Origin of the sequence: Brucella sp. 22210 (genome assembly GCF_052045675.1) — a bacterium.
Lineage (GTDB): Bacteria > Pseudomonadota > Alphaproteobacteria > Rhizobiales > Rhizobiaceae > Brucella.
The window spans coordinates 123,153-134,768 of record NZ_JBQEPD010000006.1 but is presented as its reverse complement, the minus strand read 5'-3'; the positions used below and the strand labels follow the sequence as shown (position 1 = coordinate 134,768).

Sequence of the window (11,616 nt, the reverse complement as noted above, 5' to 3'; positions counted from 1 at the left end):
GATACTGTAATCTGGGATTGGAGGACACATGACCGATAATAGCTTAACCGGAGCCGAGGCTCTCGTGCACACCCTTGTTAAGGGAAAAGTCGATACATGTTTTGCCAATCCCGGTACCAGTGAAATGCATTTTGTTGCCGCGCTCGATACCATTCCCGGTATCCGGTGTGTGCTGGGGCTGCAGGAGAACACGGTTACCGGTATGGCTGACGGCTATTATCGTGTGACCCAGCGGCCAGCCGTTACGCTTCTTCATTGTGGACCGGGTTATGCCAATGGCATCGCCAATATCCATAATGCAAAACGCGCGGGCAGCGGCATGCTGAATATCGTTGGCGATCACGCGATGGATCATGTCGCCTATGACAGCCCGCTGACTGCGAATGTCGAGGCGCTGGCAGGCGGTACATCGCAGTGGGTCCGCTTTGGAACCGATCCGGCGAAGATTGGTGACGACACATTGGCAGGTTTGGCTGCCGCTTCGTCCGGGAATGGCAAAATCGCTTCGCTTGTGCTTCCGGCAGATGTCTCGTGGAGCAAAGGCGGTGTGATCGCTCGAGATTATACTGCCGGAAAAGCTGAGCCATTTGTTGACGAGGCCGTCGATAAGGTTGCCAAGGCCCTTGGCTCGGGAAAAAGGGCGCTCATATTGCTCGGCACTGCGGGACTAAGCGCTGATCTCCATCCGTTGCTGCATGGAATTTCCGTCAAGAGTGGCGCCGCATTGATGGGAAGTCCGATGATTGCGCGACAACCCAAAGGACGGGGACGTCTGAACCTGCCAGCCGTACCCTATTCGGTCGCAGATGCCGTGCGCACTCTCGAACCGTATGACATCGTTATTCTGGTGAGCTGTCCGCCGCCGGTCGGGTTCTTCCGCTATCCGGGTTTGCCAAGTCTCACTCATCGAGAAGATGCTGAAGTCTTGACGTTGTGCACGCCCGGCGAAGATGCACATGGCGCACTCGTGGCGCTCGCGTCTCGCATAAATGCCAGTCCCATAGACGTGCCTGTTGAAAGTCAACAATTGCCTAGCCCTGAAACGGGTCCGATATCGCCGGAGACCCTGGCTCAAATCGTCGCTTCGCAACTGCCGGAATATGCAATTGTTATTAATGAGGCATTGACCTCCGGCGGTGGGTTTGAGGCGGTTATGTCGTCAGCCGCACCATGCGATTGGCTGTCGGTCACCGGTGGCGCAATCGGTGGCGGAATTCCCCTCGCTACGGGCGCAGCTATCGGCGCGCAAGCTATGGGAGAACCTGATCGGCGCGTGATCGCCTTGCAGGCGGATGGTTCCGCAGCCTATACATTGCAAGCCCTGTGGACACAGGCGCGCGAGAACCTGCCGGTCACAACGCTCCTTCTCAACAACCGGTCCTATGCGATCCTGCTCGGTGAATATGCCAAAGTTGGCGCAAAGCCCGGCGAGACGGCGCGGGATATGATGAGCCTCGACAAGCCCGAACTTGACTGGGTTTCTCTGGCCCGTGGTTTTGGCGTGGATGCCGTATCGGTTTCACACAATGCTGCTCTCGCAGCGGCGCTGAAAACGGCTTTGTCCAAAGACGGACCAATGCTGATCGATGTTCGTTTGTGACGCGAAAACCTGGATGTCTGGCCTGATATCCGCCTCACAGAAATATGAACGCAATGCGCGGATTTACTGAAGCCAGCCTGATAACGTTGGGACAAGGCGAAGATTTCGCCAGAATAAACAATAATTACATATGCATTTTGAAAGCGCGCTAGCTGCTTTTAACTAGCAAGACTTCGGTTGCGTGGCCTGAGCAACCGAAGTCCGGTTGCCAAAAAACCATAATTGCTCCACATAGATTGAAATCAATTATTTTCGCGCTGAACAACAGGTCAACTCTTGAAACGTCTAAAATTTGGTTCCTTTTGCCTCTTTCTGGCAACCGTTTCACCTGCACTCGCTTTGGAGGCTGCCTCGCCGCCAGCGCTCGAGCCGCAACCGCAGCAGGTTGAAGCCGCCCATCTGACCGCAGAATTTCTGACGCGTTTTCATTATAAGCCTGTGCCGCTTAACGACGCTCTGTCGGCCAAGATCATGGACCGGTTTATCAAATCGCTCGACCCGGATCGGCTTATCTTCCTTAAATCAGACGTTGATGGCTTCATGGCCGACAAGTCCAAGATCGACGACGCGATCAAGCAGGAAAACCTGAGCATCCCGTTTTCTATCTTCAACATCTATGAAAAGCGCATCACCGACCGCATGACCTATGCGCGTAGTCTGCTCAGCACGAAGTTTGATTTCAGCGAGCAGGAAAGCTATCCGCTTATGCGTGACAAGGCACCATGGCCCGCGACCGACGAAGAAAGCAAGGATCTCTGGCGCAAGCGGGTCAAGAATGACTGGCTGCGCCTGAAGCTGGCAGGCAAAGACGATGCCTCCATCCGTGAGACGCTGGAAAAGCGCTATCAGAACTCGCTCGAACGTATTTACAAATACAAAAGCGACGATGTTTTCCAGATGTTTATGGCCGCCTATACGACGTCCGTTGATCCTCATACGGATTATTTCGGCGCCAGTGCTTCGGCCGAATTCGATATATCGATGAAGCTTTCTCTTGTTGGTATCGGTGCGGTACTGCAGGAGAGGGACGATTACATCACGATCCGTGAGCTTGTTGCCGGTGGACCGGCTCAGGTGTCAGGAAAGATCGCTGTCGGCGATCGCATCACGGGCGTCGGTCAAGATGAAAACGGACCAATGAAAGAAGTGGTCGGCCAGCGCCTCGATGAAGTCGTGCAGTTGATCCGTGGCGCCAAGGGCTCAACGGTGCGTCTGGATATCTTGCCAGCCAATGCCGGTCCGGACGCGAAGCATCAGATCATCAGTCTGGTGCGCGACAAGATCAGCCTTGAAAAGCAGGCTGCGCAGAAATCGGTTCTTGATGTCAAAGACGGCAATGCTACCCGCAAAATCGGCGTTATCACTTTGCCCGCTTTCTATGAGGATATTGAAGCTCGGAGAAAAGGTGACAAAGATTATCGCAGCGCCAGCCGCGATGTCGCAAAGCTCATCACCGAGTTGAAGCAGGATAAAGTCGACGGCATCCTGTTCGATCTTCGGAACAATGGCGGCGGTTCACTGTCGGAAGCCATTGAGCTGACCGGTCTCTTCGTTGGGAAGGGACCAGTGGTCCAGCAGCGCAACGCAAACGGCAAGGTCAAGGTTGAAAGCGACGATCTTCCGACGCCTGCATGGCAAGGGCCGCTTGGCGTGTTGATCAATCGCGGTTCGGCTTCGGCTTCGGAGATTTTTGCCGCTGCGATCCAGGATTATGGCCGGGGCGTGATTATCGGCGAACCGAGCTTTGGCAAAGGCACAGTGCAAACTGTGGTTAATCTTGACGAGGTTGCGCATAATCCCGAACCGAAATTCGGTGAGCTGAAACTGACAATCGCCCAGTTTTTCCGGGTGAATGGAGGCACGACGCAGTTGCGTGGTGTCACGCCGGATATCAGCCTGCCCGGACTCTTCGATCTTAAGACCGTTGGCGAGTCGAGCTTCGACAATGCCTTGCCGTGGAGTGAAGTCAAACCGGCAAAATACAAACGTCTTGGCGATATCAAGTCGGTATTGCCACAGCTGCAGAGCCTTCATGATGTCCGCGTAAAGGATGATCCTGAATTCCAGCAGTTTGTGGAAGATATCGCGGTGCTGAAAGCACAGCGCGAAAAGACCGAACTTTCTCTCAATGAAACCGAACGCCGCAATGAGATGACGGCGGAGGAAAACCGTCTGAAGTCGCGCAAGAAGTCTGATGACGGTTTGAGCAGCAGCCCCGATGACGGTCTTCAGTCCAATGAGCGGAGCCTGAGCGCGGATATTGCCATTGAGAAGACTCGCAAAAACGCCAAGGATGTTCTGCAAACCGAAGCGGCTGGGATTGTTGCCAATCTCTCCGATCTGCAGGCTGGAGCCAAGGCAGCGTCGAAATAATCCAGACAAACATCACCATTATGCGGAATGCGCCGTATAATGGTGATGTCGAATATTGGTCCGGGGCCGTTCAGGCCCCAGTGGCTGCAACTCTACTGTCCGATCTTGATGACCAGCTTTCCAAAATGCCCCGCGCCTTGGAGCGCATTATAAGCGTCTTCAGCCTGGCTGAACGGATAGACCTTGTCGATCTGCGGCTTGATACCGGTGCGAACAAGGGACGCAAGCGTCGATACCGGACCGACATAAATGCCCTGCAGGGTGATCCTCTTTTCAAGAATTGCGACCGTTTCAATGGGGCCATCGAACCCCGTCAGGACACCCATAAGCGATATGCGTCCGTCAAAGCGGGTTGCCTTTAGGGTCTTGTTCAGCGTTGTCGGACCCGCTGGGTCGACGGCCAGATCAACGCCCATATTGCCCGTCAGCCGCAGGACTTCATTTTCCCAATCCGGAAATGTTTGATAGTTGATAACGTGGTCAGCGCCGAGCTTTTTGGCCCGCTCCAGTTTTTTGTCGGAACTCGATGTAATAATGACCCGGGCACCTGCCATTTTGGCAAGCTGCAATGCAAAGATCGCCACGCCGCCTGTGCCGAGGAGCAATACGGTTTCACCGGGCTGAACCGGTCTTCTTTCAAAAAGCGCCGACCATGCCGTGACACCCGCACACGGGAGCGTTGAGGCTTCTTCAAATGTCATCGAGTCCGGTATCCGCACGACGCCAGTTGCCGGTACGACGATGCGCTCGCTCAACACGCCATCGACAATATTCCCGCCAAGGCTTGAGGCCTTCTTGGCCTCAGAAAAGGGGCCTTCCACCCATTCAGGCATGAAGCCGATGACCACGCGATCACCGATGGCGTAATCGGTCACGCCTTCTCCGATGGCCGACACCACGCCCGCTCCATCGGACAAGGGAATGCTGTCTTTGGTACGCTTCGCGACAATGAGATCGCGATAGTTCAACGATGCAGCGCGCAAATCGACTGCAATCTCTCCGCGACCGGGCTTGCGATCCTGCTTTTCAACCAGTTTGAGGCGTGGATTTTCGTTTCCAGTTAGAATGTAACTTTGCACGGCATTGTCTCCTTTAATGCCGGAACAAATAGGCCTATATTGATCTTTGAAAAAGTACGTACAAATTTGGCATGTAGTATCATGGATGATAGTGTCAGGGCGCGCGGCAAGCGTCGCAGTGTCAGCAAAACAGGCTGCGCGGTAGAAGCAACGCTGTCGGTTATTGGCGGCGTGTGGAAGCCGGTTATCCTCTTCCATCTGCTGAAAGGAAAGCTGCGCTTCAATGCGCTTTGCAGGCTTGTCCCGGCGGCGACGCCAAGGATGCTGACTTTGCAACTCCGGGAACTGGAGGCGGATGGGATCATAAATCGCACGGTTTTTCCGGAAGTGCCGCCGAAGGTGGAATATGAGCTGACTGGCCTTGGCCACTCTCTGGCGCCTATATTGATCAGTATGCGTGACTGGGGAGAGCGTATGCAAGGCGAGCAAGCACAGCCGGGAGCAAAGTGCTGAGTTGGCATTCGGGGCGACTTCATCCTTGACGGGCAGCCACTTGCGCGTTTAAGCGGAAGGGCAGACGGAACCAACAGCGGAAGCCTCTGCCAATGAGCACTTTGCGCATTCTCCCCAGCGCTGACATCCCGGAACTGCCGAACCGCTACAACGGCAAGGTTCGTGAGAACTACGACCTGCCAGACGGCAGCCGTATCATCATCTCGACTGATCGGCTGAGCGCCTTCGATGTCATTTTGACGTCGATCCCGTTCAAAGGTCAGGTTTTGACGCAAACTGCGTCCTATTGGTTCGAGGAAACGGCTGATATCTGCCCGAACCATGTTCTGGCTTATCCGGATCCGAATGTCGTCATCGGCACGCGGTTGAACATTCTGCCGGTTGAGGTGGTTGTCCGCGGTTATCTTGCTGGAACGACTAGCACGTCGATCCTCACGAAATACCGCAAGGGTGAGCGCCAGATGTATGGCGTTACATTACCTGATGGTCTCAGGGACAATGAAAAGCTGCCGCATCCGATCATCACGCCGACAAGCAAGGCCTTCGACGGCGGACATGATGAGCCCCTTTCCGGTGAGGAAATCCTTGAACAGGGGCTGCTGACGGCCGAACAGTGGGAAACAGTGTCGCGTTATGCGCTGGCGCTTTTCGAGCGTGGACAGGCGCGTGCGGCTGAGCGCGGGTTGATCCTCGTCGACACCAAATACGAGTTTGGGACAGACGCCGACGGTCGCATCATTCTTGCCGATGAAATCCACACACCGGATTCAAGCCGATACTGGATTGCCGACAGTTATGAAGAGAGCTTTGCGGCAGGCAGCCGTCCTGCAAGCTTTGACAAGGATTTTGTGCGCGCCTGGGTCACCGAGCGTTGCGATCCTTACAAGGACCCGATCCCGGAAATTCCGCTTGATCTGATCGAACAGACGTCGAAGGTCTATATTCAGGCCTACGAACAGATCACCGGCAAGACTTTTGAACCTGATCTGGCTGGTGAGACGGTTCTGGATCGCATTCGCGCCAATCTCAAGCCGTACTTCGTAGAGAAGTCTGCTGGTGCCAAGCCAAAAACACGCAAGAAAGCTGAGCCTAAAGCGAAGGTCGCACAGCCCGTTGCGAAGGCAACCAAGGCGGATGTAACTGCCGCAACGCCTATCGCTGGCACGAGGAAGCGATATTCCCCGGCTGAACGCGCTTCCATTCTCGCTTCTGTCGCAAAGGCGATGAAGAGCGGCGAGACCACGCTGAAAGCCGTTTTGCAGCAGGCCGAAGTCAGCGAACAGACCTATTACAACTGGAAAAACGCTGCTGGAAAAACTGCGGCACCGGTAACGGTCCAGCCATCTGCGGGCGACGATCTGAAGGCGCTTGTGGCGCTGGAAGCTGAAAACTTGAAGCTGCGCAAAGAGCTGGCTGCGAGGCTTCGCGCCGAGAATGCTGAACTGCGCAAGCGTCTCGGCAAGGCATAAGATTAGCCTACCTCGTAACCTGCCATCCTATGCGGTGACACTGAGAAGTTATGCAAGCAGGCGCTCTGAGTTCAGGGCGCCTGTTTGGCGTTTATCTTTCAGGTTGTATCAGACAGATCAGCCGGTCGGACATATCCGATCAAACGATTGTATGAAGTGGTCGTTTTCTTCCGGGCTACCGATGCTGACGCGAATAAAGTTCGTGTAACCCTGCTGCTTCCAAGGCTTGACGATAACCCCGTCTTGTAAAAGCTTCTCGGCAAAAGTGACGGAGTCCGACTTCACGTCGATGAACAGGAAATTGCCTTTCGAGGGGGCGAACCGAACTTTCCGCGTCGTGAGAAATTCTGCCACCCGATCCCGTTCGCGCAATGCAAGTGCTACGCCTGATGCAAGATGTTCGGTGTCACGACGAGCAATCAACCCAGTCGCCTGCGCAATCGCATTGGCATTGAAGGGTGTGCGTGCGCGGTCGAGATATCCGCGCAATGCGCTATTGCTCGTAAGGCCAAAGCCAAGGCGTGCGCCTGCCAGCCCGTAAGCTTTGGAGAAGGTCCGAAGCACCACCCAGTTGAGACCGGTATTGCGCAGCAGGTCGATGGCCGACGGATAATCATCGCCTGCCGCATATTCCGCATAGGCCTCATCCAGCACAAGCAAGGTGTCTGGCGCGACAGCTTCTATGACTCGTTGCAGGGCTTCGGGATCAAGCCAGCTTCCTACCGGATTGAGCGGATTTGCGAACATGACAAGGCGAGGGCCTTCCGCGACTGCTGTCACCAATGCGTCGACATCCACTTCCAGCGATTGCGTGACTTCGACCCGCTCGACGGTTGCGCCCATCAAGGTTGAATAGTCTTCATGCAAAGGAAAGGACGGATAAAGCGTCACGACGCGATCGCCCGGGCGAAGAACAGAACGGCAGATCACCCCGATCAGATCTTCTGATCCATTGCCCAAAATGACCTGATCTTCGGGCCACTGAAATTCTCGTGCTATCTCCAGCGCTAACGCCCGGCCAGAAGGATCTGGATAGAGCCGCAGCAAATCATGCACCGAGGCAAATAGCTCTTTTATCTTTGGGGATGGACCTAATGGATTCTCGTTTGAGCCGAGTTTTGCGATCTGCGCGGGGTGATATCGGTCTTCAACTTCGGCAATCGTCAGTCCCGCATTATAGGGGCTAAGCGCACGTATTTCCGGACGAATCAGATTGCTAAGCGGTGCTTCATCATTGGCCATTTGCGTTCTCCTCTGATGGCGCGCTCTTGGATGGGGCGCGTCCTTCATAAAGAGAGTTCTAAGACTAAACTCTTATTTTGTATATATATGTATAGACAAGTTGCTAAAAAGATGCCTTTATGTCGGGGAGACCATAAAAAATTGCTAAACATTACTCGCAGAATGATTAGAAGTTCTGGCGATGTTTGTTCAGGCAAGGTCCATAGGGGAACATGATGCAGGGTTTATCGCTTTTCGACCTTAGCGGGCGTAAGGCGCTGGTCACTGGTGCAAGCCGGGGTCTGGGACAGGCTATTGCCGAAGCACTGGCATCGGCGGGGGCCGACGTCGCCATAACAGCGCGCAAGTCCAACGATCTGACCGAAACGGCTTCTCGTATCGCGGCCCTTGGGCGCGTCTGCGTGCCGCTCTCTCTTGATGTGCGCGATGTTGATGCTTGTGCTGACGTGACTGCGCGGGCCGCCGTAGAACTGGGCGGTCTCGATATTCTCGTCAATAATGCCGGTTACGAAGAAATACGGCCTTCGCTCGATGTCGATGAAGCGCTTTGGGATCGCATTGTGTCGACCAATCTGAAGGGCGCATTCTTCTGCGCACAGGCTGCCGCGCGTCACATGACGCATACCAAAAGCAGCGGCGCAATCATCAATCTTTGTTCACTCACCTCTTATGTCGGCGTGCCGACGGCCGCGCCTTATGGTTCGTCGAAATCCGGCCTCATGGGCATGACGCATGCGCTTGCAACGGAATGGGCCCCGCACGGCATTCGGGTCAACGGCATCGCACCTGGCTATTTCCGCACATCAATGACGGACGTCTTCTATGAGAACGACGAGTGGCAAAAATCCATGCTGGATAAGATTCCGCAAGGTCGGTTTGGCCGAATGGAAGACGTTGCAGGCGCCGTGGTGTTCCTGGCGAGCAAAGCTTCGGCTTATGTGACGGGGCAGGTTATTCCAATCGATGGCGGCTATCTGGCATCGATTTAAGTGTTTCGACGCTTAGAAACACGATTTGAGACAATTCTATCTGGCGTTTTCAAACGCTTCTGAATGAAACGGGAAACATCGATGAAAACCACCGGAAACGGAACTGGCCCTACTGCCAAGAACGGACCGGCTGCCGTCTCGGCCAAGAATGTCAGCATGATCTATAACGGTTTCCATGCCGTCCGATCGGCTTCATTTGATCTCGAACAGGGGCGTTTCCTGACTATTCTCGGGCCATCCGGTTCAGGCAAGACGACTTTGCTGCGGCTGATTGCCGGTTTCCAGCGTCCAAGTGTCGGCGAAATCTTCATCAATGGTCAGGCTGTCAGTGCGGTCCCGTCGCACAAGCGTTCCATCGGCATGGTGTTTCAGAAACTCGCCTTGTTTCCGCACATGACGGCAGCACAAAACGTCGCCTTTCCACTCAAGATGCGCCGGTTTGATGCTCGGACCATTCCCGAGCGGGTCGAGCGCTATCTCGATCTGGTTCGTCTTGGCGGTTTGGGCAACAGGCGTGTTCATGAACTTTCCGGTGGTCAGCAACAGCGTGTCGCCATTGCACGCGCGCTTGTCTTTGAACCTGATCTTCTTCTGCTCGATGAACCGCTGGCCGCGCTTGATCGCAAGCTTCGTGAAGAAATGCAGCTTGAATTTCGCCGCATCCAGCGCGAACTCGGCGTGACGACCATCAACGTTACCCACGATCAGCGTGAAGCTCTGGTCGTGTCGGATGAGATCATCGTTATGGATGGCGGCGAAATACAACAGATGGCGCGACCATCAGAAACCTATCGCAATCCGTCCAACGCTTTTGTCGCGAACTTCATCGGTGTGACCAATTTCATCACCGGTAAGGCTTCCTCCGTCGACGGCATCGTTGTGCAGGTTGATGCCGGGCCAAAGCTTGCTGGTGTCGCGGTTGATGGTCACAAGCCTGTTGCAGCAGGCAATACCGTTTCTTGTGCCATTCGTGCTGAACAAATCCGTATTGGTGCTAACGCTGAAAGCGGTGCAGGGCTTGATACGAAACTCGAAGGCGTGGTGACCGACGCGATTTTTGAAGGTGAGCGCATTGTATATGAATTGCGCGTGCCGGCATTGGGAAACGCCTTGATGCGCGTGTTTGATCACGATCCTGTCGGACACAGCCAGTTTGAAGAGGGGGCGACCGTTCCCATTGGCTGGAATGCCCGCGATCTCATCGTTTTTGCAGCATGAACTGAACACCAGATTACAGACAAAACCCTAGAGGAGAGAACATTATGAGCGCTCTGAAGAAGCCCTTTTTGATACTCGACCGCCGCCGCTTCCTGCAAAGCGCAGGCGCTCTGGCAGCAGCAGCCGGAACCACGTCGCTCGGCCTGTCGCGCGCCTTTGCAGAAGAGCCTGCAAAGCCGAAAGAACTGATCGTTCGCGCCTGGGGCGGTAGCTGGGTGGACTCGCTGAAAGCGGGCGTTTCCGACCCCTTCACCGCAAAGACCGGCATTTCAATTCGCCACGATCTGACCGAAGACAACGAAATCCAGCCGAAGCTTTGGGCAGCGGTGGCGCAGAAGCGCATTCCGCCGATCCATGTCAACTGGGATACGACGACCAATGCGACCAAGTCGGCATTGCGTGGTGTGACGGAAGACCTGTCGGATCTGTCCAACCTCAAGAACACCACCGATCTTGCCAAGCCGGTCGGCCTCGACGGTTATCCGATCGTCAATACCTATGGCTATGTCTATGTGCTGGCCTATCGTCCGGAAGCCTTTCCGGATGGTCCACCGAAGTCGTGGCACGCGCTGCTTGATCCCAAGTTCAAGGGACGCATCGCGCTTTACAATGACGGCATCGGCTTCCACTTCCCGGCGCAGGTTGCCGGTGGCGGCAAACTCGAAGACATCCCGGCCAACATGCAGCCAGCCTGGGATTTCATCACCAAGGTGAAGCAGCAGCAGCCGCTTCTCGGTGAAGATCCGGATTTCACCACCTGGTTCCAGAAGGGCGAAATCGATCTGGCCTGCACCATCTCCACCAATGCGCGCGAAGCGCAGAAGAATGGCGTCAAGATCGACTGGACCGTTCCGGAAGAGGGCGCGAAATTCGACACCGATGGTCTTTGGGTTCCAAAGGGCCTGCCGGAAAACGAGCTTTACTGGGCCAAGGAATATGTCAACTTCGCCTTGACCAAGGATGCACAGCAGGTCTGGCTCGATGGTCTGGGTTTGCCCGGCGTGGTTCCGGGTCTGACGCCACCCGCCGATCTGGTGAACGATCCTGCTTATCCGACGACGGAAGAGGATTTCAAACATCTCATCCGCATCTCGGCCAAGGTACAGGTTGAGAACGAGAGCGAGTGGTTCTCCAAGTTCAAGGCGATCATGCAGGGCTGATCCAGTCCTCTAAACAACAAGGATCGCCCTTTT

Annotated in this window: 9 protein-coding genes and 1 pseudogene; 8 read left to right on the top strand and 2 right to left on the bottom strand. The window is 55.0% G+C overall.

The features are described from left to right. The first annotated feature begins 28 nt into the window (after positions 1-28). Together ACTJKP_RS10495 and ACTJKP_RS10490 are read left to right on the top strand one after the other, a co-directional pair. Positions 29-1,600, top strand: a complete 1,572-nt coding sequence (locus ACTJKP_RS10495; protein ID WP_440630590.1) for an acetolactate synthase large subunit — start codon at positions 29-31, stop codon at positions 1,598-1,600. Between the two features lie 276 nt (positions 1,601-1,876). Continuing rightward, entirely contained in the window at positions 1,877-3,973 is a 2,097-nt protein-coding gene (locus tag ACTJKP_RS10490) for a carboxy terminal-processing peptidase (RefSeq protein WP_440630589.1), read from the top strand. Between the two features lie 92 nt (positions 3,974-4,065). Here ACTJKP_RS10490 and ACTJKP_RS10485 read toward each other — a convergent pair whose 3' ends face one another. Then, on the bottom strand, positions 4,066-5,052 hold the full coding sequence (locus tag ACTJKP_RS10485; protein ID WP_440630588.1) for a zinc-dependent alcohol dehydrogenase family protein: 987 nt from the start codon (positions 5,050-5,052) through the stop codon (positions 4,066-4,068). 81 nt (positions 5,053-5,133) lie between these two features. On the opposite strand from ACTJKP_RS10485, the gene ACTJKP_RS10480 reads away from it, so the two are divergent. From ACTJKP_RS10480 to ACTJKP_RS10470, 3 genes and pseudogenes are all read left to right on the top strand, one after another. Beyond that, entirely contained in the window at positions 5,134-5,505 is a 372-nt protein-coding gene (locus ACTJKP_RS10480) for a winged helix-turn-helix transcriptional regulator (RefSeq protein WP_138785711.1), read from the top strand. Between the two features lie 101 nt (positions 5,506-5,606). Continuing rightward, positions 5,607-6,545, top strand: a pseudogene (locus ACTJKP_RS10475) (phosphoribosylaminoimidazolesuccinocarboxamide synthase); the annotation flags it as partial. Then, a complete protein-coding gene (locus ACTJKP_RS10470; protein WP_440630670.1) occupies positions 6,519-6,974 on the top strand; it encodes a transposase in 456 nt (151 codons plus the stop codon). The pseudogene ACTJKP_RS10475 and the gene ACTJKP_RS10470, both read left to right, overlap by 27 nt. A gap of 117 nt (positions 6,975-7,091) precedes the next feature. Here the strand turns inward: ACTJKP_RS10470 and ACTJKP_RS10465 are convergent, their stop codons facing one another. Beyond that, on the bottom strand, positions 7,092-8,216 hold the full coding sequence (locus tag ACTJKP_RS10465) for a histidinol-phosphate transaminase (protein WP_440630587.1): 1,125 nt from the start codon (positions 8,214-8,216) through the stop codon (positions 7,092-7,094). Between the two features lie 215 nt (positions 8,217-8,431). Here ACTJKP_RS10465 and ACTJKP_RS10460 point away from each other — a divergent pair, with 215 nt between their 5' ends. The 3 genes from ACTJKP_RS10460 (at position 8,432) to ACTJKP_RS10450 (ending at position 11,583) form a co-directional block, all read left to right on the top strand. Continuing rightward, positions 8,432-9,205, top strand: coding sequence for an SDR family NAD(P)-dependent oxidoreductase (locus ACTJKP_RS10460; RefSeq protein WP_440630586.1), 774 nt, complete (start codon positions 8,432-8,434; stop codon positions 9,203-9,205). Positions 9,206-9,286: 81 nt separating this feature from the next. Further along, on the top strand, positions 9,287-10,423 hold the full coding sequence (locus ACTJKP_RS10455; RefSeq protein WP_440630585.1) for an ABC transporter ATP-binding protein: 1,137 nt from the start codon (positions 9,287-9,289) through the stop codon (positions 10,421-10,423). A 44-nt stretch (positions 10,424-10,467) separates the two neighbouring features. Then, positions 10,468-11,583, top strand: coding sequence for an ABC transporter substrate-binding protein (locus ACTJKP_RS10450; protein ID WP_440630584.1), 1,116 nt, complete (start codon positions 10,468-10,470; stop codon positions 11,581-11,583). Positions 11,584-11,616 lie beyond the last annotated feature (33 nt).